This window comes from Rhodococcus yunnanensis NBRC 103083, from assembly GCF_001895005.1.
Lineage (GTDB): Bacteria > Actinomycetota > Actinomycetes > Mycobacteriales > Mycobacteriaceae > Rhodococcoides > Rhodococcoides yunnanense.
On the sequence record NZ_BCXH01000012.1, the window covers coordinates 63,375 to 83,667 of the forward strand.

At 64.5% G+C, this 20,293-nt stretch carries 22 protein-coding genes; 9 read left to right on the forward strand and 13 right to left on the reverse strand.

All coding sequences use genetic code 11. The annotated features are described in order from the left end of the window. Positions 1-6: 6 nt before the first annotated feature. From RY1_RS30160 to typA, 4 genes are all read right to left on the reverse strand, one after another. Positions 7-165: a hypothetical protein gene (locus RY1_RS30160; RefSeq protein ID WP_169914754.1), complete on the reverse strand. Its 159-nt coding sequence runs from the start codon at positions 163-165 to the stop codon at positions 7-9. 51 nt (positions 166-216) lie between these two features. Then, positions 217-1,101 (reverse strand): N-acetyl-1-D-myo-inositol-2-amino-2-deoxy-alpha-D-glucopyranoside deacetylase, encoded by an 885-nt coding sequence (gene mshB, locus RY1_RS18680; RefSeq protein WP_072805531.1) that lies wholly within the window; start codon positions 1,099-1,101, stop codon positions 217-219. After that, the gene (locus tag RY1_RS18685; protein ID WP_072805532.1) at positions 1,077-2,780 is read right to left on the reverse strand and encodes an ABC transporter family substrate-binding protein; all 1,704 of its coding nucleotides are present in this window, start codon (positions 2,778-2,780) and stop codon (positions 1,077-1,079) included. Before RY1_RS18685 ends, mshB begins: the two co-directional genes overlap by 25 nt. Positions 2,781-2,858: 78 nt before the next feature. Further along, a complete protein-coding gene (gene typA, locus RY1_RS18690; protein ID WP_072805533.1) occupies positions 2,859-4,796 on the reverse strand; it encodes a translational GTPase TypA in 1,938 nt (645 codons plus the stop codon). Between the two features lie 186 nt (positions 4,797-4,982). Here typA and RY1_RS30165 point away from each other — a divergent pair, with 186 nt between their 5' ends. Then, entirely contained in the window at positions 4,983-5,159 is a 177-nt protein-coding gene (locus RY1_RS30165) for a hypothetical protein (RefSeq protein ID WP_169914756.1), read from the forward strand. Here the strand turns inward: RY1_RS30165 and RY1_RS18695 are convergent. Beyond that, positions 5,125-5,535, reverse strand: a complete 411-nt coding sequence (locus RY1_RS18695; RefSeq protein ID WP_072805534.1) for a (deoxy)nucleoside triphosphate pyrophosphohydrolase — start codon at positions 5,533-5,535, stop codon at positions 5,125-5,127. The genes RY1_RS30165 and RY1_RS18695 overlap by 35 nt on opposite strands. Positions 5,536-5,549: 14 nt before the next feature. Here RY1_RS18695 and RY1_RS18700 point away from each other — a divergent pair, with 14 nt between their 5' ends. Next, positions 5,550-5,843 carry a 4a-hydroxytetrahydrobiopterin dehydratase gene (locus RY1_RS18700; protein WP_072805535.1) on the forward strand — a complete coding sequence of 98 codons (294 nt, stop codon included), beginning with the start codon at positions 5,550-5,552 and terminating at the stop codon, positions 5,841-5,843. Here the strand turns inward: RY1_RS18700 and RY1_RS18705 are convergent. Continuing rightward, positions 5,785-6,987, reverse strand: coding sequence for a mannosyltransferase (locus RY1_RS18705; RefSeq protein WP_084727557.1), 1,203 nt, complete (start codon positions 6,985-6,987; stop codon positions 5,785-5,787). The genes RY1_RS18700 and RY1_RS18705 overlap by 59 nt on opposite strands. 291 nt (positions 6,988-7,278) lie before the next feature. Here RY1_RS18705 and RY1_RS18710 point away from each other — a divergent pair, with 291 nt between their 5' ends. Then, positions 7,279-8,103 carry an Rv1157c family protein gene (locus tag RY1_RS18710; RefSeq protein WP_072805537.1) on the forward strand — a complete coding sequence of 275 codons (825 nt, stop codon included), beginning with the start codon at positions 7,279-7,281 and terminating at the stop codon, positions 8,101-8,103. A gap of 25 nt (positions 8,104-8,128) precedes the next feature. Further along, a complete protein-coding gene (locus tag RY1_RS18715) occupies positions 8,129-9,328 on the forward strand; it encodes an MFS transporter (RefSeq protein WP_072805538.1) in 1,200 nt (399 codons plus the stop codon). Between the two features lie 66 nt (positions 9,329-9,394). On the opposite strand, the gene RY1_RS18720 is transcribed toward RY1_RS18715, so the two are convergent. After that, positions 9,395-10,114: a DUF1906 domain-containing protein gene (locus tag RY1_RS18720; RefSeq protein WP_072805539.1), complete on the reverse strand. Its 720-nt coding sequence runs from the start codon at positions 10,112-10,114 to the stop codon at positions 9,395-9,397. Between the two features lie 227 nt (positions 10,115-10,341). On the opposite strand from RY1_RS18720, the gene RY1_RS18725 reads away from it, so the two are divergent. Both RY1_RS18725 and RY1_RS18730 read left to right on the forward strand, forming a co-directional pair. Then, entirely contained in the window at positions 10,342-10,920 is a 579-nt protein-coding gene (locus RY1_RS18725) for a TerD family protein (RefSeq protein WP_072805540.1), read from the forward strand. A gap of 113 nt (positions 10,921-11,033) precedes the next feature. Continuing rightward, entirely contained in the window at positions 11,034-11,852 is an 819-nt protein-coding gene (locus RY1_RS18730; protein ID WP_072805541.1) for a hypothetical protein, read from the forward strand. A 4-nt stretch (positions 11,853-11,856) separates the two neighbouring features. On the opposite strand, the gene RY1_RS18735 is transcribed toward RY1_RS18730, so the two are convergent. Together RY1_RS18735 and RY1_RS18740 are read right to left on the reverse strand one after the other, a co-directional pair. After that, positions 11,857-12,861 (reverse strand): NAD-dependent epimerase/dehydratase family protein, encoded by a 1,005-nt coding sequence (locus RY1_RS18735; RefSeq protein WP_072805542.1) that lies wholly within the window; start codon positions 12,859-12,861, stop codon positions 11,857-11,859. Then, the gene (locus tag RY1_RS18740) at positions 12,861-14,255 is read right to left on the reverse strand and encodes a WS/DGAT/MGAT family O-acyltransferase (RefSeq protein WP_072805651.1); all 1,395 of its coding nucleotides are present in this window, start codon (positions 14,253-14,255) and stop codon (positions 12,861-12,863) included. The genes RY1_RS18735 and RY1_RS18740 overlap by 1 nt, the downstream gene beginning before the upstream one ends. 58 nt (positions 14,256-14,313) lie before the next feature. Between RY1_RS18740 and RY1_RS18745 the strand changes: the two genes are divergently transcribed. The 3 genes from RY1_RS18745 to RY1_RS18755 all read left to right on the forward strand — a co-directional run bounded on the left by RY1_RS18745 (position 14,314) and on the right by RY1_RS18755 (position 17,275). Continuing rightward, positions 14,314-15,618 (forward strand): WS/DGAT domain-containing protein, encoded by a 1,305-nt coding sequence (locus RY1_RS18745; RefSeq protein WP_072805543.1) that lies wholly within the window; start codon positions 14,314-14,316, stop codon positions 15,616-15,618. Positions 15,619-15,705: 87 nt separating this feature from the next. Continuing rightward, positions 15,706-16,347: a GPR1/FUN34/YaaH family transporter gene (locus RY1_RS18750; RefSeq protein ID WP_072805544.1), complete on the forward strand. Its 642-nt coding sequence runs from the start codon at positions 15,706-15,708 to the stop codon at positions 16,345-16,347. Positions 16,348-16,420: 73 nt separating this feature from the next. Then, a complete protein-coding gene (locus RY1_RS18755) occupies positions 16,421-17,275 on the forward strand; it encodes a PE-PPE domain-containing protein (protein ID WP_072805652.1) in 855 nt (284 codons plus the stop codon). Here RY1_RS18755 and RY1_RS18760 read toward each other — a convergent pair. From RY1_RS18760 to RY1_RS18775, 4 genes are all read right to left on the reverse strand, one after another. Next, positions 17,272-17,733 carry an SRPBCC family protein gene (locus RY1_RS18760; RefSeq protein ID WP_072805545.1) on the reverse strand — a complete coding sequence of 154 codons (462 nt, stop codon included), beginning with the start codon at positions 17,731-17,733 and terminating at the stop codon, positions 17,272-17,274. The two genes, RY1_RS18755 and RY1_RS18760, sit on opposite strands and share 4 nt — an antisense overlap. Positions 17,734-17,746: 13 nt before the next feature. Next, positions 17,747-18,112 carry a VOC family protein gene (locus RY1_RS18765; RefSeq protein ID WP_072805653.1) on the reverse strand — a complete coding sequence of 122 codons (366 nt, stop codon included), beginning with the start codon at positions 18,110-18,112 and terminating at the stop codon, positions 17,747-17,749. A 154-nt stretch (positions 18,113-18,266) separates the two neighbouring features. Then, the gene (locus tag RY1_RS18770; protein ID WP_174565429.1) at positions 18,267-19,178 is read right to left on the reverse strand and encodes an alpha/beta hydrolase; all 912 of its coding nucleotides are present in this window, start codon (positions 19,176-19,178) and stop codon (positions 18,267-18,269) included. Positions 19,179-19,386: 208 nt separating this feature from the next. Further along, positions 19,387-20,241 carry a helix-turn-helix domain-containing protein gene (locus tag RY1_RS18775; protein ID WP_072805547.1) on the reverse strand — a complete coding sequence of 285 codons (855 nt, stop codon included), beginning with the start codon at positions 20,239-20,241 and terminating at the stop codon, positions 19,387-19,389. Positions 20,242-20,293 lie beyond the last annotated feature (52 nt).

A 20,293-nucleotide genomic window follows, 5' to 3' on the forward strand; every position in this document is an offset into this window, starting at 1 on the left:
TCGCGATCAGGAGACCGGAGGGTATCCCAACGACGTCAGCAGGTTGCTCAACGCTGTCGCGATATCGGTCAGTCCTGATTGGTAGAGCATTTCCTGACGCGGGAAATCCGGCATCAGCGAGTTCACGAACGCGACGATGGCGTCCTGCACGATCCAGTTGTACATCCCGTGTGATCCACCCTACTCATCAGTATCGAAGTGATGTAGGTCATAGTGTCACACGCCGGAGAACAAATCACGCTCGCGTCCGTGTTCGTCCTGTTCCCCCGGTTCGCCGCGTACGAGAACGTACTGCTCGTCGGCCAGAATGGGCTGCACGATGTTGTTCGACAACGCGTACTCGACCCCCGACGGCGCAACGGTCACCTGAGTCGCGTGTGCCGTCAACGCCGCACGTTTGCGGTCGAAGACGCTGCGCACGTCGATCGACGTCGTCACGATCTCCTCCGCGACACTCGGTAGTTCGCCCGGCTCCGGCAGACGCCACCCCTCGGGGACGTCGGCGATCGCGGCAACACCGTCGCGCAGCTGCTCCGCACCGGTGACGGTCCAGTAGAACTTCGATGGAGTCCACGGCGCCCCGGCGCTCGGATAGCGATCCGACCCCGAGACATCGAATGCTTCGGTCACGAGCGAGTGCACCTGCTGATGATCAGGATGGCCGTACCCGCCCTCGGGGTCGTACCCGACCACTACGTGCGGACGGACGTCGCGAATCACCGACAGCATCGCCGTCAACGCCTCGTCGCGGTCGGCATTGACGAATGCGCGTGGATTCGCGGCAGCAGGCGTGCCCGCCATCCCCGAGTCGCGCCACCGTCCTGCACCACCGAGGAACCTCGGCGCCCGCACACCGAGAACGTCGAGGGCCCTGTGTAATTCGAGAATGCGATAACCGCCGAGCTGATCGGCCTCGTCGGCGATCAGATGCGCCAACTCCTCGCCGATGACCTCACCCTCTTCGCCGAGCGAGCAGGTCAACACCGTCACCTCGACGCCTGCGCGGGCGTAGTGCGCGATCGTTCCGCCGGTCGTGATGGTCTCATCGTCCGGATGTGCATGCACGAGCAGCAATCTCACTTGACCTTGGTCCTCATCCATCCAGCTGCGTCACCGAAGATCCCGGATTCGATCGGGCCCTCCAACGACACACCTTCCACGCCGGTGCCGACGGCAACGACGGACGAATCCTGCATGATCGGAAGAACTGCCGCAAGCGACCACAACTCGGGTTCGGCAACGGCCTTCAGCTCACCGGTCGAGAACTGTCCTGTCAGAGCGCGATTCACCGAATCCGTCAACCCTGGAACGCACAGCCCCGATGTGTTGATCGGAACCGTGGCCGCGTTCTCGGATTCGGGTACAGGTAGCGCCCCCGGGCAACCGAACCGCGACGCCATGACGGTGGCCGCATCGAGTCCGACGCTCGTCCATCCCACGATTGCGTCGACGTCGCCGTCGGTCAGCGCTTTTCCGTAGAGCTCCTCGGGCGCGAGCGGGGTGACGGTCGCGTCGATGCCTGCGCTCGCGAGCTCGTCGGCCGCGGTGTTCGCGACGGCGAGCGCCGTGCTGTCCCCCTCGACCGCGCCGATCACGAATTCGACGGGCACTCCGTCCTTTCCGAGAACACCCTCGGAGATCGGGACGTACCCGGCACGTCCGAGAAGGTCGAGCGCTGCAGGGCGACCGAGGGGTGCGGGCGCAGTCGGTGCGTACCCGGGGTCGGACGGAGACGACAGTTGCGCGCGTGCAGGATGGTCGGCAGAGCCACTCCCCGCCGCCACCGTCGACAGCAATGCCGGATCCAGCAATTCCAGAATGCCTTTTCGCACAGCAGGATCGGTGAGCATGGGGACACGCCCGTTGAGTGTGAGATCGAGAACCCGAGGCTGGAATCTCGCGTCGGTGCGGACCCCGGGGATAGCGGCGAGTTGCGCGGCGGTCGCCGAACTCGCTCGAACCTGAGCTACCTGAGCGTCTTTCGAGCGCAACGAGTCGGCGAGTTGTGCGGCAGTACCACCGCGGCGAAGAAGTATCTGATCGGGCAGAGCGGGCTCGTCCCAGAAGCGGTCGTTGCGCTCGAGGAGAATCTCGTCGCGGCCCTGATCGATGGACTTGATACTGAAGCGTCCACCGGAGACGGGGACGTTCTCGGCCAGTCCGCGTTGGAAGCCGCCGGGTGAATCCTTGAGCAGGTGGCTGGGCACCAGATCGGTGAACAGTCGCTGCCAGTTCGCGTAGGGCTCGCGCAGTCTGACGTCGACGGTCTTGCCGCCCCCCGACGATGCGACGTCGTCGATGAGTGCGTACCCCGCGGGGTCGATGACCCCGGGCTGGGAGATCATCTGCTGCCACAGATAGCGGAAATCCTCGGCGGCGATCGGCGCGCTGTCGGACCACTGCGCCTCGTTGCGGAGTTGGTACCGGATCGTGAAGGGGCTCTGCGAGGTGACCTCGGCCGAGATCAGCACGGAGGAATCCGGCGTCCAGATGGTTCGGGACGGGTCGAGCGCATCGAGAACCGGCCGAAAGGGGCTCGGCAGAACCAGCGTGCTCACCGCGGAGTTCGCGGGCGACTGGTCCGAGAGCAGATGTGGGTTGAAACCGATTCCGACGTCGTCGATGGCCACGACTACGGGATCGCCGGTCTCCACCGGAGCTGCCGGAGTGGTCGTGACAGGTGTTTCGACGCTCTCCACCGGCGGCGGCGGGTTGGCCGTGCACGCTGCGAGGATCAAAGCGAGGATTCCGATACTCACGGTGTGCAGACGCCGCAACATGCTCCTCCTACGTCGAAGCCCGTGCGTGCGCAGTTACGTCGCGACGTAACTGCGCACGCACGGGCGCGCTGGCGAAATTTACAGAGCAGCCTTGTCACGCGACTTGCTCCGCGAACGCTCACGGGCGCGCTCGTTGGAATCCAGGTGCACCTTACGGACGCGGACGACCTCCGGGGTCACTTCCACGCACTCGTCGCCTGCACAGAACTCCATGGCCATTTCGAGGTCGAGCTTCTTCGGCTTGGCCAGGGTCTCCATGACGTCGGCGGAGGACTGACGCATGTTGGTCAGCTTCTTCTCGCGTGTGACGTTGATGTCGAGGTCTTCCTGACGCGGGTTGATGCCCACGACCATGCCCTCGTAGGTGTCCGCACCCGGCTCGACGAAGAACGTGCCGCGGTCGGCCAGCTGGATCATGGCGAACGGCGTGACGCTTCCCTGACGGTCCGAGACGAGCGAGCCGGTGTGGCGCGCGCGGATCTCGCCTGCCCACGGTGCGTAACCGTGGAAGACGGCGTTGGCGATGCCGGTGCCGCGGGTGTCGGTGAGGAAGTCGGTGCGGAAGCCGATCAGGCCACGCGAAGGAACGATGAATTCCATGCGAACCCAGCCTGCGCCGTGGTTCGTCATCTGGACCATCTTGCCCTTGCGCGCGGCAAGCAGCTGGGTGACGCTGCCGAGGAACTCCTCGGGAGTGTCGATGGTGAGCTCTTCGAACGGCTCGTGCAGCTTGCCGTCGACCTGGCGGGTGACCACCTGGGGCTTGCCGACGGTCAGCTCGAAGCCTTCACGACGCATCTGCTCGACGAGGATGGCCAGCGCCAGCTCGCCACGACCCTGGACCTCCCACGCATCGGGGCGGCCGATGTCGAGGACCTTGAGCGAGACGTTACCGATGAGCTCCTGGTCCAGACGGCTCTTGACCATGCGCGAGGTGAGCTTGTGTCCGCTGACGCGTCCGACGAGCGGGCTCGTGTTGGTACCGATCGTGACCGAGATGGCCGGCTGGTCGACGGTGATACGGGGCAGTGCGACCGGGTTCTCGAGGTCGGCGAGGGTGTCACCGATCATGATGTCCGGGAATCCCGCGACGGCCACGATGTCGCCTGCGACACCCTTCTCGCCGGGAACGCGCTCGACGCCGATCGTGTTGAGCAGCTCGGTGATCTTGGTCTTCTGGACGACGGGCTCGCCGTCCACCTCACGCATCCAGCTGACGGTCTGGCCCTTGCTGAGCTGACCGTTGTGGATACGAACGAGTGCGAGACGACCGAGGAAGGCCGACGCGTCGAGGTTGGTGACGTGGGCCTGCAGCGGTGCGTCGACGTTGCCCTTCGGCGCGGGAACGTAGTTGAGCAGGACCTCGAAGAGCTCGTCGAGGTTCTCGGCGTCGGGAGCGTGGCCGTTCTCGGGCTGCTCCTTCGACGCCTTGCCCTCACGGCCGGAGGCGTAGAGAACGGGGAGGTCGAGCGCGAGCTCGGCGGCTTCGGAAGCCTCGTCGTCCAGGTCGGACGCGAGGTCGAGCAGCAGGTCGTGGCTCTCGGAGACGACCTCTTCGATACGCGCGTCCGGGCGGTCGGTCTTGTTGACGACCAGGATGACCGGCAGCGACGCGGCGAGCGCCTTGCGCAGCACGAAGCGTGTCTGAGGCAGCGGGCCCTCGGATGCGTCGACGAGCAGGACGACGCCGTCGACCATCGACAGGCCGCGCTCGACCTCACCACCGAAGTCGGCGTGGCCGGGGGTGTCGATGACGTTGATGACGGTGATCGTGCCGTCGGCGTTTCGTCGGTGAACGGCCGTGTTCTTGGCCAGGATGGTGATGCCCTTTTCTTTCTCCAGGTCACCCGAATCCATCACACGATCGATCGCTTCGGCGCGCTCCTCGAAGGCGCCTGACTGCCGGAGCATGGCGTCGACCAGGGTGGTCTTGCCATGGTCGACGTGTGCAACGATGGCTACGTTGCGGAAAGTGGTGGTGCTGTCGATGTTGTCTGCACTGCTTGGGGCGCTCACGCGAAAAATTCTCCTGGGTCGAATGCGGGCTCTAGTTCGCTAGCGGGCTTATGTCGCTAGAGAAGCGCGCTGCACCGCGAGATTCTCGCGACTGATCGAGTTTACCCGTAGCCGGAGGGTGACCTGCACCACGCAGTACTCTTGGCCAGAAGTTCACCGAGAAGTTCGAGAATCCGGAGCAGGTACATGGGCAAGATCAAGGCCAAGAACGTGTCGGGTCTCAAGCCCAAGAAGAAGTGTTGCCGCAAGAAGACGCGGTGCCTCAAATGCCCTGTCGTCATCATGCGGATGAAGAAGCTCGAGGATCAGGGCGCGTCGGGCAAGGAGCTCAAGAAGGGTCTCGAGAAGGCTCGTGCTGCCTGAGCAGTTCGCTCAGCTCGGGCACCCACGCACGGTCGGCGTCGACCAGGTCCGCCTCGACCAGTCCGCGGGCATCCACCCAGCGTAAGCCTGAATGATCAAGGGGCACCGGCGTTCCCGACACCAGCTCGACGCGATATGCACGCAGCACTCGGCCGACGGAGAGCTCTACATCTCCCGCCAACGGCTCCCCCACCGACGTCTCGACGCCCAGCTCCTCGCGCAGCTCGCGCTCGAGCGCGTCTGCCGGACTCTCACCCGGTTCGACTTTGCCGCCCGGCAGTTCCCACAGCCCTGCCAGCTCGGGCGGTCTCGTCCGCTGAGCCAGAAGAAGCAATCCATTCGAGACGATTGCGCCTGCGACGACGAGTGTGTTCATGCCACCATCGATTCATGAGTGAACGAATTCTGTTGAACTCCGAGATCGACGATGCTCTCACCGGGCTTCCCGAATGGACACTCGACGGGTCGGAGATCAGCCGCACCGTCGAGCTTCCGACGTTTCCAGCGGCCATCGAGTTCGTTTCCCGCGTCGCGGATGCGGCGGAGGCAGCCGATCACCATCCCGACATCGACATTCGTTGGCGAAAACTCACGTTTCGGCTCTCGACGCATTCGGCCGGTGGTCTCACGAAGAAGGATGTGCACCTGGCGCACGCGATAGATGCTCTGCTTCCCGACGACTGAACCCGAGGTAGATGGTCCAGGCGTACACGAGCACCGCACCGAGGACGTCGACGGTTCCCAGCCAGGCGAGAACGGCTGGTCGTGAGACGAGCCAGATGGAGTCCTGGAAGAAGCTGAGTATCCAGGGAACTCCGACGAGGGTCGTCGCGAGCCAGTACCCGGCGACGATCCTGGTGCCGAGCCGATGCCGATCCGGTCCGTGCAGCAGCCACACCAGCAGCGGCATCACCCATACCCAGTGATGCGACCACGAGATCGGCGAGATCAGCAGACCCAGAAGTTGCACGACGAGCAGCGTGCCGAGCCGGTCGCCCGGCCGCAGCGCGCGCCACGCGAAGAACGCGAGCGCGCCGACCACCACGACGCCTGCGATCCAGACGAGTCCGGATCCGACGTCGTGGCCCGCGATCCGGCTCATCGCACCGCGCAGCGATTGGTTCCAGACGGAGCCGACGGGGCCGATGCGGTCCGCGTCGCCCAGCAGCGTCGTGAAATAGGTGCCCGCTTGGTGACCGAGGACGAGGTAGCTGATTCCGACGGTGGCGACGAACGCGACGGCCGAGAACCCGGCGGCCTTCCACCGTCTGGTCGCGAGGAAGTACAGACCGGTGATCGCAGGTGTGAGTTTGATGCCTGCGATGAACCCGACGAGACCGCCTGCCAGCCACCAGCGGGCACTGCGAATCGCGACGAGCGCGCCGAGCGCAAGGAATACGTTGACCTGCCCGTAGTCCAGCGTGGTGCGTACGGGTTCGGTCCACAGCGCCAGTGCCGTCCACGCCATTGCGATGCGAGTCCAGTCCCGATCGGCAGCCACGAGCTGGAGGCTGAACTTGATCAGCAGGAACATCGCCCCGATGGTCGCGAGCTGCCAGCACACGCCCACGAGGGTGAACGGCAGGTAGTGGAGAGGGAAGAACACGAGCGCCGCGAACGGTGGGTACGTGAACGGCAGCGGAAAGTCCGGGGTCTCCTCGGAGTACGTGAAGTCGTAGAGATCGTCTCGGAGCAGCGCGGCCGAACCGTCGACGTAGACGTGCAGGTCGACGAGATTCATGCCGTTCGGGGTCAGGAAGGCCCATGCGAGCCGCGCCACGACGGACAGCAGCAACAGAACGGGGGCAACTCGAACCATCCGGTTCATGTCGTGTCTGCTCCCGTTCGCGTGGTGTCCTCGTGTCGCCTCGGTTCGAGATCGACGCGGCGAGCCTATAGGGAACCCCTGCGTGGTTCACAAAATCACTTCACATATCCAAGGCTCTCGAATGATGCATTGTCACAAATAACATTTGCATCACCTTTAACACCATTCACTCCTGCAACAGGCTAATCTGCCACGGAGCGTAATGGCGGCACCGGCTGTACAAGGGAGGGTCCGATACATAGAGTGACCCCTCGAGCCAGGAACCGCTTAGCCGCGAGCTCGACTATCAGGATGGGGAAACAAGTGCTTCGTTTCGGGGTAAAGCGCAGGGCTGCTGCTCTTGTCGCTGTTGCAGCTGCCGCCGCTCTCGCTATGCCGACCGCCGCGTCGGCCGAGCCGGCGCCGCCCGCAGCCGAGCTGCCACCGCTGATTCTTCCCATTCCCGATCAGCCGCTTCCCGACTACGCACAGATCGAGGCACTCGCGTCCTTCGCTCCGGCAATTCTGGGCGCAGTAGCAGGACCGACCGACGTCGCGGCAGGCCCGCAGGCCGACCTGCTCGGCCAGGCTCGTGCACTTCTGGCCAACTCGGCACTGCCGGACCAGGTGAAGTCCACTCTCGAATCCGTCATCACGTTCCTCGACGGTTCGGGCGGCGGCGGACCGGAACTCCCTCCGGAGGCAGGCCCGGCCATCTCGCAGTTCCTCTACCCCACCATCGGTAAGGGCTGCATCTCGGACACCGCCGATTCGGTCGGCAGTGCACTGGCCGTTCCCGGCCCCGCGACACTGCCACCGCCCGGACCAGGCGCAGGGCAAGCCGGCTTCGTCTTCACCGCACTAGGCACCTCACCGATCGCCGAGACCCAGGAAGCGCCGCTGACCGTCACGTGGCTCAACCTCGACAACCGTCGCACCGGCACGCAGGATCTGACCGGAGCGTCACGGATCAACCCGGACGGCCCGGCCACGATCTCCGCCATCGCCGATACCGGCGCAGGTCGCGTCCTTGCCGTCATCTCCGGCTCCATCACGACGCAGTCGAAGGAAGATCCTTCCGCCGCGCCGCGCACGTGCAGCTTCCTTCCCACTATCGGAACCTTCTACGTCGCCTGAGTTCGTACGTGAGTAGGGTCTGCTCGTGAGCAGACCCGCCGCGTTCGTAGCGATCACCTATGCATTTGCCGTAGTCATGATGGGCACCACGATGCCCACTCCGGTCTACTCGCTGTATCAAGCCGAGTTCGGATTCTCGGTTCTCGTCGTCACTGTCATCTATGCCGCGTACGCGATCGGCGTTCTCACGGCGCTTCTCGCCTTCGGTCGGTGGTCCGACAGTCTCGGGCGACGGCCGATGCTCCTGGCGGGGATCGCTTTCGGCGTCGTGAGCGCGCTTGTCTTCGTCTTCGCGGGTTCTCTCACAGAGCTGTTGATCGGACGCGTTCTGTCCGGGTTGTCCGCAGGCATCTTCGTCGGGACCGCGACGGTGACACTCGTGGAGATGGTGCCGGACAAGTGGCGGGCACACGCTCCCGCGATCGCCACCGCCGCCAACATCGGCGGACTCGGCCTCGGACCGCTCGTTGCCGGTCTGCTCGTGCAGTACCTGCCCCAACCACTGCATCTGACGTTCGTCGTCGACATCGCTCTTCTGCTGGTTGCCGCCGTCGCTGTCGTGCTGGCTCCGGAGACCGTCCGCGTCGCCGCAGGGGCTCGTCCGCACATGCAGCGACTCTCGATCCCCGCCCCTATTCGCGGCACATTCCTTCGCGCGGTGATCGGTGGCTTCGCGGGCTTCGCCGTTCTCGGCCTGTTCACCGCCGTCTCCCCCGGCTTCATGAGCGGGGTGCTCGGTATCGACGACCATGCCGTCAGCGGGACCGTGGTGTTCCTGATGTTCGCGAGTTCGGCTGCGGCACAGATCGTACTGCGGGGTCTCGGCACCTCGTTTGCTCTGCGCGCGGGGTGCGTCGTGTTGGTCGCAGGCGTCGCGGCCTTGTGCGCGTCGCTTCTACTCGCGTCGTTGCCGCTACTGATCGTCAGCGCTGTCGTCTGCGGTATCGGACAGGGCATCACGTTCAGCAAGGGAATGGCGGCCGTGACGGCCGAGCTACCCGCAGATCGACGTGCCGAGGTGACGTCGACGTTCTTCGTCGTCCTCTACATCGCCATTTCGGTGCCGGTCATCGGGGCGGGCGAGGCGGCGAATGCCTGGGGACTCGTCACCGCTGGCGTCGTCTTCTCCGTCGCGGTCGCCGTGCTGGCGGCAATTGCATTCGTGTTGTTGCAGATCGAATCGAGAACTTCTCGTCAGGAACCGAACGAATCCGATATCGCCTGATAGACGTACGCGGCAATTGCATAAATTACATCGATGAGATTCATGGCGCTTTTCTTTCGGAGATGATCAGGCCAACGACCATTGGCCGTAGTCGGGCTTCAGAATTACGTTGATATCGACGTTGATTCCGTCGACTTTTCCTTTGTCGATCTGGACCTGGTGCAGATGCGCTTTCGGGTGCCGAAAGCCTTTCGGAGTTCCCCAGTTGTGCTGCCAGAACCACTGCCCGAGACCGGCGACGGACGCCAGTTCGATGGTCGGCGAATTCGCGTAGATTCCGGTGTTCTCCGGTCCGACGACCGATTCCCAGCCGAGGATGTACGGCGCGATCATCGTCGCGAACTGGACGGCGGTCGGGTTGTCGTCGATGGAGGCGTAAATGGGCCTTCCCTCGGGCCCACCTGCGGCTCGGTGCAGTTCCAACCCACGCGTCGCGTGCTTGACCCCGGCTGCGTACCCGCCCTTCCAATCCGACGTCTCACCCTTGCCGAACTGGTAGTTGGACACCACCTCTAGCCCTGCCTCGGTCAGCGCGTCGGCCTCGTCACGCTCGATCGGCTTGCCGAGCATCCATTCGGCGCCCGGCCTGCGATCGGACACGTACCGGATGGCTCCGAGATGACCTGCGGCACGGATCGATTCCGGCGACGGCACCCCACCCGAGTAGTCGATCAGCGTTCCCAGTCCGTCGGCGTGCGCGGATTGCGCGCTCAAGGCGGCCAAGCCGACAGCGGCGGCCGAACCCACCGCGGCGTATTTGAACAGTTCGCGTCGCGATACGTGCACGATTTCGCCCCCAACATTGTTTTCTTACGGCGTGATTGTTCTCTTACGGCGTGTCGCCGGCTACTTCGGCGCCGACGCTGATATTTTCCGTGGTTTGCGTATTCCACCACAATCACTCCCGTACCGCTAGTCACACCTGCCTCGGGAGCCGCATACGTACTCGATGAGAACACCCTTCACCTACTGTGGATGACACACGTCGGCACAAGCGAAGGAGAGTTGAGAACATGGGCGTCACCCTTGCGAAGGGCGGAAATGTCTCGCTGTCGAAACAAGCACCGAATCTCACCGCAGTCTCGATCGGACTCGGCTGGGATGTACGCAGCACCACCGGTGGAGATTTCGACCTCGATGCCAGCGCCATCGGACTCGACGTGAACAAGAAGTCCGTCAACGACCTCTTCTTCGTCTTCTACAACAACCTCCGTTCACCGGACGGCGCCATCGAGCACACCGGCGACAACCGGACCGGCGAAGGAGAGGGCGACGACGAGAGCATCGACATCGACCTGGTGGCGCTCTCCCCCGACGTCGACTCCATCGTCTTCCCCGTCTCGATCCACGACGCCGACGCACTGGGACAGAACTTCGGCCAGGTCGTCAATGCATTCATACGGGTGGTGGACAGAGCCGACAATCGCGAGCTCGCTCGATTCGATCTGTCCGAGGACGCATCGACCGAAACCGCGATGGTGTTCGGTGAGCTGTACCGCCGTGGTCAGGAATGGAAATTCCGCGCGATCGGCCAGGGATATGCGTCCGGGCTCGAAGGAATTGTTCGCGACTACGGCATCAATATCGGATAGCGCATTGCGTATCGATTGAATAACCGAGGACTTCTCGACTTGAGAATGTAACGGAACATGTGGTCGGATCACCTCATTCGTAACATTCGCCTCATGAGTCACAGGAGTCACACATGTCTCGTCGGTTCAGCCGCGTAGCGGGAACAGTCGCACTGTCCTGCGCAGCTCTGCTCGCTCTGCCGGCAACGGCGACAGCAGATCCGGCGCCACTCGATCCACTGTCGACGGCATTGTCGACTCTGCAGGCTCAGGGCACTGCCGCAGCGGACCCCGCACTGGCAGCAGCAACCGCCATTGCAGATACGCGCACCGACGTCGCCGAGACCACGGATTCCAATCCGCTCGCCGCGCTCGACGCTGCGAACGAGGTCCTCACCAGCCTCGGTATCACTCCGTTCTTCTACCCGACGGCGTCGATCAACTGCGCTGCCGTGCCTGGCCTCCCGCTCGATATCGCTCCGGCCGTCGCAGGCGCGGCGGGTGGGCCGTGGCCGAACGTGAAGCTCCCCGCGCTTCCCGCGCCGCTGCCTCAGCTGCCCGCATTGAACGCCGTCGAGAAGGGCGAGACGATGTTCGCGTTCGTCCCGGCCGGAATCGTCGACGACTCGGCGAACAAGTCCGGAATGCAGGTCGCGTGGTTCAACGTCAACACGCTGAAGGGCGGATTCGCCGACATGGGCGGAGCGACAACCACTCTCGTGGAGTCGATCATCTCCAACAGTGGTCTGACGGGGATACCTGCAGATCTCGCCCGCCAGGCGCTGGGCAACTTCGTCGCCGGCCTTCCCGCTGCCGGTGCGCGCCTCGCCCCGGTCGAAACCGGTTCCGGCACAGTGCTCGCCGCGGTCTTCGGCAACGTCACGCACAACACGCCTGCAGGCGAGAAGAGCTGCTTCTTCTTCCCGACGGTCGGTCTCGTGAACGTGGCCTGACTCTTCACAGCCTCCCGACATCTCGAAGACCCGCCACCGTCGCAGCGAATGTATCGTTCGGTTCTCGAAACCGAACGTTCAATTCGCGGGCGGTGGCGGTGTCGTCCGAGCACGGCATCTGCGTGTAGTACTGCATGGCCGCCTCCGATATCGGTGACCGAGACACCGGAGTATCGAACGGCAGCACGGCATCGATGGCATCGGACGCCTTACCGAGGATGCGAAGTGTCATGTCGGGCACCGGAATCGGCACCACTACCGAATCCGACGCGCCGCGCAGAAGCTCGGCGATGGTGGCCGTCGACAGCCGCGTTCCCCCGACCATGTAGCGGCGGGGTCCGAGTCCCGGTTCCAGCGCGGCGGCATGCACCGCCGCGAGATCACGGACGTCGACGACGGTCCACGCCGCACTCCGCCCCGGAAGGACCCGCATCTTCAGTGCGGCTTCGACACCTTCGGCAGCCTCGCCGAACTGATTGCCTGCCGGCGGCCCGAGAACCATGCCGGGATACGTGATCACCACCGGGGCACCGCCGTCCTGCATGCCGCGCGCATAGAGGTCGACCTGCGCCTTCGATCGACCGTATGCATCGGTTCCGCCGACCACCGGCAGATCCGCCGTCAGCATGTCCAGACCGGGGTGAAACAGCGCCGTGAAGCTGGAGACGTGGACGATCGGGTCGAGTCCCATCGACGCCGCAGTACCCAGAACGTTCTCTGCGCCTGCAAGATTGGTCGTCAGCATCTCCTGTGCCCGGCCGGGATCGGTGGCGACGACGGCAGCCGCGTGCACCACACTGTCGCACCCACCCATGGCACGTTCGATCGATTCCTTGTCGGTGATGTCGCCGAGGCGAAAGTCGCCGATCGCGACACCGATCGAGGTGGCACTCGTCTCGAGCCTGGCAGGATCGCGTACCAGGAACCTGACATCGTGGCCTGCGTCGGCGACGGCTTTGGCCGTCCAGGCGCCGACGAACCCGGTGCCGCCCGTGATCAGAACGCGCATCAGATCTCCCCCGCTCGTGTCCGTGCCGCTTCCAGCAGTTCGTTCAACGACGTCTCCATGGCATCGGCCAGCGACTGCAGGTCCGGGGCCTGCTCCCGGCACGCGATCAGCCCGACGTCGAGACGGCCGTCACCGGACATCACCGTGATGTTCAGCCCCGCGCCGTGCATGATCGGCCCGAGCGGATACAGACCGGTCACCCGCGCACCGAGGAAGTACAGGGGCATCGGCGGACCCGGCACGTTCGAGACGACGAGATTGTGGACGACGGGATGCCGCTCGGCCAGATCGAGCGCCGCATATGCCCGCATTGCGACGGCGAACGTTGCAGGAGAAGCGAACTGGGCCCAATCCTGCAACAGCGTGGCACCGATTTCCCTGTTGTGATCCTTGCCGACCTCGTGACTTTTCGAGATGGCCCGCAGTCGCTCGACGGGATCTGCGATATCGGTGGCCAGTGACGCGAACATGGCGGAGACCTGATTGGTACCGGGTCTTCCGCTCGTGTCGTGCACCGACACCGGAACGACGCCGATGAGCGAGTCGTCCGGCAGCTCGCCGATACCGTCGAGATAGATCCGGAGCGCTCCGGCGCACATCGCCAACACGACATCGTTGACCTTGGCGCCGAACGCGTTCTTGATCTCTTTGACATCTGCGAGCCGAAGTTGCGCGAATGCGACGACGCGATGCGACGTCAGCGTCCCGTTGAACGGCGTTCGCGGCGCGGCGAACGGCGCGGGCATCGCCTCACCCCGACGTGCGCGCCCGATCCATCCGGTCAGAATCCGCGTGGTAGCGGGCAGGATCGTGGCCAAGTGCAGTGGCCGACTCGCGAACGAAATCAGGCTTCCCACAGCGAGATCGAAGGTGTTGACCGAACCGACCCCGTCGACAGGAGCAGGCGCAGGTGCGCCGGGATCGAGACTGCACAGCTGCGAGATGATGTTCGCGCCGGATACGCCGTCGACGGTGGAGTGGTGCATTTTCAGGAAGATCGCCGTACTGCCGTCCGCCGTACCGTCGAGCACCCACAACTCCCACAGCGGCCGCGAACGATCGAGGGCCTGCGCGGCGAAATGTGCGCATGCAGAGGCGATCTCGGTGCGTCCTCCGGGTGCAGGCACCGTCATGTGATGGAAGTGTCGATCGATGTCGAAGTCTTCGTCCTCGATCCACACGGGATGCTCCAGGTTGAAGACACTGTCGTACAGCTTCTTACGGAGCGCGGGAATGGCTTCGATACGCCTGCCGAGTTCTGCTTTCAGCGACTCGGCGTCGTACCGGACGTCGCCACCCACGGGCTCGAGTACGACGACGCCGCACACGTTGAGCGGCTGGGTGGTGGTCTCCAGATACAGAAAGCTTGCGTCGAGTCCGCTCAGCCGCTCCATCCGCACAATATTAGAACCTGTTGCAGTTGAGCGCTGTCGATTCGGCTATCCTGAACCGATGCCAGGACGTCTGCATCCGACCGACGCACAGACCTACTGGATGTCCTCCGTCATCCCGAACGACCAATTCGCGCTGTTCTGCTTCGAGACGTCCAGTTCGGCCACCAGCGTCTCCGCGGACCTGATCGGCAGAGCCCGCGGCATCGCCGACCTCGGTCTGCGTATCCAGGACTCGCACTTCGGCTACCCGCGCACCGCCCCGGCGCCGGTCGGCCTGGACCGCGTCGTCGATCATGGATGTCCCGGCGAGTGGAGATCATGTCTGACCGCGGTGGCTGCGCTGTTCGCGGACCAGGTCGATCCCCGCGAACAGCCGTGGCGGATTCATCTCTTCGAACAGGTGACCGGCGCTCCTCGCTGCACCGAGCCTGCCCTCGTCGTCGTACTGCAGTTCTCGCACGCCCTCGGCGACGGACAGCTCGTGTCGGCTCTGGCCCGAAGTATCCTCGGGGACCACGACCAGCGCGCACCCTCGATCGCGCCGCATCGGCGGCCGAACCCTGCGGAATTCGTGACCCGGGCGCGCCGAGCCCGCGAGTTCGACCATCTTCTTCGCGACGACACCGCCGCAGGCCGCGTGCCACCGCAAGCCCCGGGTCGACCGAGAACGCGTGTCAACATCGCGCCCCGCGGTACCACGTCGGTCAGAACCATCGTTCGAGATCGGACCGAGTTGGCGCGCGGTGCGACGACGGTGACCGTCGGCGCGCTGACGGCAGTATCCAGTGCACTCTCGCGCTACCTCGTACAGCACGGCGACACGGTTCCAGGCGAGCTCGGTGCCGAGGTCACGATGGCCATGGGCGGTGATCGCCGCGCGCGCAATCACTTTCGCAATGCCGGAGTGGATCTCCATCCAGAGATCGACGACCTTCGGATACGAGCGTCGCGTATCTCCGCATCCCTCGACGCTCGCCGTACACGCGCCGACCATCCCGCGATGGAGGCCCAGGCTCGTGCCGCGGAGATGGTGCCGGCACTTCTCCTGCGCTGGGGAATCCGCCAGTTCGACGCGACCGCGATACCCGAGACCGTCACCGGAAACACCGTCGTGTCCTCCGTCGCGCGAGGCCCCGCCGATCTGACGCTCGGCGGTGGGCCCGTGCGGTTCACCGCAGGATTCCCAGCGCTCTCGCCCGTCATGAGCCTGACCCACGGCGTCCACGGCATCGGCGACGTCGTCACCATCGCCATCACATCGGCGAGCTCCGCAGTGCCGGACCCGGACGTCTACGAGCAGCTGATGCACGACGCCGTCGACGACGTCGCCCGCGCGCTGCGCAGGACAGCGCGCTCCGGTTAGCTCTCCCCTGCCCGTTCGGGCTGTTTACGGCGAGCTGCGGCCTGGAAACCGCGCCGGGGGCGGAAGCGAGTTCGTAGCTTTGCGGCCATGACAACCACAGACGCACCCACGAACGCACCCCTCGCAGAATCGCCTGCCCCTGCCGGTCCCGGATCACCGGTAGCCGATCCGGCGTTGATCGGGGTACCCACGTTCCTGGTCGGTTCGATCGCACTGGGACTCGTGCTCACCGGCTACGTGCCCGCCGCCGCTACCGGCGCGTCGATCCCGATCATTCTGGCTGCCACGGCAATCGGCCAACTCGTCGCTGCCGTGTGGGCGGCGAGCCGGGACCAGAACGCCGTCGCCAGTGTGTTCGGCATCTTCACCGGATTCTGGCTGAGCTATGCCCTGCTCGTCCTCGGTCTGACGAACGACTGGTTCGGCATCGTGGCCGACGACGCCGTGGCAACGCAGAAACTCTTCCTGCTCACGTGGCTCGTCGTCATCGTGCTGCTGACCGTCGCGAGTCTGCGCTTGCCGCTCGCATTCACGGTGCTGTTCGCGCTGATCGACCTCGCCCTGCTCTTCGTTTTTCTCGGCACCTCGAACGCCAGCACGTCGCAGACGTCGATCGGCGGATATTTCGTCTTCTCGTTCGTCGTGGTCGGCGCGTACCTGTTCCTCGACGCGATGAGCCGCTCGACGGGTGGGCGCGGGCTGCCCCTCGGCCGCGCGATCGTCCGGTAGTCACCGGACTTGCCAGAGTCTTCTCAGGGTCGGGCAGGCGTCCGTCTCAGCTTTCCCGGCCATGATGGTGTCCATGACACAGGTGACGGTTCTGGCAGTGGGTGGCACCGGGGAATCGCATCCCGCCGATCACCGCACTGCCGTCACCGGACTTCTGAGCCGCGTGACCGGGCCTCTGGACAGTCGATTCACTGCACGGTGGGTCGGTTATCCGGCGTCGTACGGGCCTGTCGCGATCGGCGGGTTGAGCTATTGCCAGAGCACCCGAGTCGGGGTGAGGCGGCTGATCGCCGCCATCGATTCGACCGACGGCCCCGTCGCACTGATCGGCTATTCGCAGGGGTGTTCGGTCATTCGCGAGGTGCTGGGCCGAATGGCATCGGGCGAGGTGAGGCTGCCGTCGGTCGTCGCGGCCGGACTGATCTCGGATCCACAGCAACCTGCAGGGTCGGTGCCCGGGTGCGAGGGCAGCGGCGTCGCAGGCGTCGGGCCGAAGATTCCCGACGACGTATCGGTGATGTGGATCGGCCATCCGCAGGACATGATCTGCAACGCCAGCGAGGACAGCTACATCCGCGACATCGCCGATCTGACCCGGTTCATGTCCTTTCGGACCACGAAACTGTGGATCCGTCAGCTGTGGACGCTGCTGCGCAGCAATGAATTTCAGAACGCCAGGAAGACCCGGTTCACTCCCCGGCAGTGGCGCCGAGACTGTCGGCGTGTGCGCATCGCGACGGCAGAACTCAAAGGCTACCTGCCCCGCACGTTGGCATGGCGCAACGTGCGGGTGTCGAACCCTGCAGGTGACCGTCACATCGCTTATGCGACCGAGCCTCTCGACGCGAGCGGCTTGACCGGCTGCCAGATCCTTGCCCAGTGGCTGCAGGTGCAGGCCACCTTCGGGCAGTACGAACTGGCCGCCTAGCTCTTCTCCGCCTGCGTCTTCAGCTGTGCGAGGCCCTTCTCGAAGTCCTTCCCGACGACCTTGTCCATCGGGAAGATCTTGCCCACCAGGCTGAAGAGCAGGTTGTTTTTTCCCGTCATCGCCCAGGTGACCTCACTGCCCGAGGCGCCGGGGTCGATGGTGAAGGTAGTGACGTTGGTGGCCTTGAACGGCTTGGTGAACACGAGGGTCAACTGCACGAGCTGACCGGGCTTCGATTCGGTGATGGTCATGTTGCCCGCACCGGCCTTGCGGTTACCGGACCACGAGTACGCTGCGCCGACACCCGCGTCGGGACCGGTGTAGGTGCGCTTCAGATCCGGGTCGGCGTCCTCCCACGGTGACCAACTGCGCCAGTGGTGGAAGTTGTCCAGCAGTTCGTGAATCTTGTCGGGAGATGCGGAAATCACGGTCTTACGTTCGACGAGGAAGCTGCTCATGCGCGAATAGTAATCAGTGGCACCGACACAGGCAGAAGATGTGCCCGACGGGATCGCGAAACACCGTGAACCCTGGGTGGTTCTCGTTGCCTTCGAGCTTCGTCGCGCCGAGCCCGAGCACATGTTTCTCGCTCGCCTCCATGTCGTCGACGACAAAATCGAGGTGAATCTTGATCCCGTCCGACGGCCAGTCCAGCGGGGTGAAGTCCGGTGCCTGCTGGAAGGCGAGCCGCAGCTCACCCGGGCCTTGCAGCACAGTCCAACTCGTGTCGGTGTCGGCGAGCTTCCAGCCGAGCACCTTGCCGTAGAACGTAGCGAGCGCTTCGGTGTCCGGGCAATCGAGGACGGTGTAGTCGACGTCGATCTTGGGTGCGGTCATGACCTCCACCCTGACGGCATCGCGAGTCCGTGGCAACCGTTGGACACGTTCGACGCGCCATCGATGCGGGACTGACGGCCGACCCCGAACGCATGAATGGCGCATTCAAGCTGTCTGTCAGCTTGAATGCGCCATCGATGCGAAAGAGGGGTGCTTACTGACCCAACGCCGGAGCGAATGTGGTGAACCACGCCTCGTGCAAGTGCTGTTCCCAGAAGTTCCACCAGTGCGTGCCGGTGCCGGTGATGCGCACCTCCGGGGCGATGCCTGCCGCACGCAGCGCCGCGACGTAGGCGCGGCTGCTGATACCGGATGCAGTCTCGAGTGGAACCATCTGCGCGAACTTGACGGGGTCGAAGCTTGCGCTGACGGGATTGACCGTGGGGTCGGTCAGTGGCGATCCGGTGCCCGCCGAAACGAACACCGACGTGTTACGCAGCGCGCCGACGTTGAGCAGCGGGTCGTTGGCGAGCCACGTCGCCGACGGCCATGCACCCCACATGTTGCGTGCGTTGCCGCCCATTTCGCCGACCGAGACCTGAATACCCTGGGCGTAACCGGGGCTGCTCGCCGACGGGTAACCGCTGAACGACGCGACCGCCTTGTAGAAGTCCGGGTGGTGGGCGGCGAGGTTGAGTGCGGAGGTGCCGCTCATCGACAGGCCTGCGACTGCGTTGTTGACGCCGTCGCTGCCGAACTGGTCGGCAATGACCGGGGGCAGCTCCTGCGTCAGGAAGGTCTCCCACTTGACGACACCCAGCTTGGGGTCTGGCTTCTCCCAGTCGGTGTAGAACGTTCCGCCGCCGCCGAACGGGATGACGACGTTGACGTGCTTGTCGGCGAAGAATTGCTCCACGTCGGTCTCGATGAGCCAGCCGTTGTTGTCGTCGGGTGCGCGCAGGCCGTCGAGCAGGTAGATCGTCGGAGCGGGTCCGTCGCCGGCAGCTTTGAGGACCTTGACCGGAATGTCCTTGTTCATCGCATTGGAGTGGACGTAGACGAGCGCGGATTCCGCCTGCGCTATGCCCGTGCCGACGAATGTGGCGGCGAATGCCGTGATCAACATGGTCACCACTCCCAGCACGAGGCTGGAGCGCAGCCTGCGGAGTGACCCGGTTGGGCTGGAGCGCAGCCTGCGGAGTGACCCAACTGAGCTGCGGGCACGAGAAAGCATGTGAAATCCCCATCGTCCGAATCCGACCGACCGTCGGGTGGCAGGGTAACAGGGAAGTAACGCCTGCGCCTATCCGTCGGTGCTCGGGACGGCAGCGAAGTCAGTTCACAGCACGAAGCGGCAACGACGCCTGCGCACGCAGGGTACGTATTGCCTCAGCGGATCGGTCGTCGGCGGGAAGCAGTACGACGAGCTGTTGATTGTCGGCAGCGGGTAGCTCCAGCACCTCACGATCCAGATGCAACGGGCCGACATCGGGATGTGTCCACGTCAATCGCCCTCGTTCCGGCACGCTGTTGCCGTTGAGCCTGCGCGTCAGCTCGTCCCCCGCTTCGGCGGACAGCTCTTCCAGCAGCGAAGCTGATGGTTCGGACAACTGGACGAGTGACGCGGATCGATCCGTCCACAGATCGAATGCGCACTCGTCGGCGAGCGAATTCCACTCGGGAAAGACCGTTCGGGCGCGCTCGTCGACGAACACGAACCGGGTCAGGTTCGGCCGGCTGTTGTCGAGAAGGCCGCAGGGGCCCGCGACGAGATCGAACGTGTCCGTCCAGGCGAGCAGGTCGCCGATTCTGTTGGTCAAGAACGCGATTCCCGGTTCGAGAAGCCGGATCATCGATGCAACCGCAGGCCGAACCGTGAGCAGTGGATCGACGGCGCGGCCGCCTGAGCATGCACCGGCGGTGATCTTCGTCAGATTCCTGAGGTGTTCACGCTCACCTGCATCGAGATCGAGCGAATCGGCAAGTGCCCGAACGATCTGCGGCGACGGGTTGCGATCACGCCCCTGTTCGATGCGGATGAGGTATTCGACGCTGATCCCGGCAAGTGCCGCCAACTCGGATCGGCGCACCCCGGGGACGCGTCGCCTACCTCCACCGGTCAAGCCCAACGACTGGGGCGACGTGCTGTCTCTTCGGGCGCGCAGGAAGTCGCCCAGCGGCGTACTCATCCCCCTACGTTACGACGCACGACCGCCGAGTGGGTAGCCCTCGCGGTACTAC

Bases quoted from the DNA above. Each gene is read 5' to 3' on its own strand.
- RY1_RS18765 (WP_072805653.1), bottom strand. From the start codon at position 18,112: ATGACCGCACCCAAGATCGACGTCGACTACACCGTCCTCGATTGCCCG.
- RY1_RS18710 (WP_072805537.1), top strand. From the start codon at position 7,279: ATGGGGAAACAAGTGCTTCGTTTCGGGGTAAAGCGCAGGGCTGCTGCT.
- RY1_RS18750 (WP_072805544.1), top strand. From the start codon at position 15,706: ATGACAACCACAGACGCACCCACGAACGCACCCCTCGCAGAATCGCCT.
- RY1_RS18725 (WP_072805540.1), top strand. From the start codon at position 10,342: ATGGGCGTCACCCTTGCGAAGGGCGGAAATGTCTCGCTGTCGAAACAA.
- RY1_RS18770 (WP_174565429.1), bottom strand. From the start codon at position 19,178: ATGTTGATCACGGCATTCGCCGCCACATTCGTCGGCACGGGCATAGCG.
- mshB (WP_072805531.1), bottom strand. From the start codon at position 1,101: ATGGATGAGGACCAAGGTCAAGTGAGATTGCTGCTCGTGCATGCACAT.
- RY1_RS30160 (WP_169914754.1), bottom strand. From the start codon at position 165: ATGTACAACTGGATCGTGCAGGACGCCATCGTCGCGTTCGTGAACTCG.
- RY1_RS18685 (WP_072805532.1), bottom strand. From the start codon at position 2,780: ATGTTGCGGCGTCTGCACACCGTGAGTATCGGAATCCTCGCTTTGATC.
- RY1_RS18760 (WP_072805545.1), bottom strand. From the start codon at position 17,733: ATGAGCAGCTTCCTCGTCGAACGTAAGACCGTGATTTCCGCATCTCCC.
- RY1_RS18705 (WP_084727557.1), bottom strand. From the start codon at position 6,987: ATGAACCGGATGGTTCGAGTTGCCCCCGTTCTGTTGCTGCTGTCCGTC.
- RY1_RS18700 (WP_072805535.1), top strand. From the start codon at position 5,550: ATGAGTGAACGAATTCTGTTGAACTCCGAGATCGACGATGCTCTCACC.
- RY1_RS18695 (WP_072805534.1), bottom strand. From the start codon at position 5,535: ATGAACACACTCGTCGTCGCAGGCGCAATCGTCTCGAATGGATTGCTT.
- RY1_RS18735 (WP_072805542.1), bottom strand. From the start codon at position 12,861: ATGCGCGTTCTGATCACGGGCGGCACCGGGTTCGTCGGCGCCTGGACG.
- RY1_RS18775 (WP_072805547.1), bottom strand. From the start codon at position 20,241: ATGAGTACGCCGCTGGGCGACTTCCTGCGCGCCCGAAGAGACAGCACG.
- RY1_RS18755 (WP_072805652.1), top strand. From the start codon at position 16,421: ATGACACAGGTGACGGTTCTGGCAGTGGGTGGCACCGGGGAATCGCAT.
- RY1_RS18740 (WP_072805651.1), bottom strand. From the start codon at position 14,255: ATGGAGCGGCTGAGCGGACTCGACGCAAGCTTTCTGTATCTGGAGACC.
- RY1_RS18730 (WP_072805541.1), top strand. From the start codon at position 11,034: ATGTCTCGTCGGTTCAGCCGCGTAGCGGGAACAGTCGCACTGTCCTGC.
- RY1_RS30165 (WP_169914756.1), top strand. From the start codon at position 4,983: ATGGGCAAGATCAAGGCCAAGAACGTGTCGGGTCTCAAGCCCAAGAAG.
- RY1_RS18745 (WP_072805543.1), top strand. From the start codon at position 14,314: ATGCCAGGACGTCTGCATCCGACCGACGCACAGACCTACTGGATGTCC.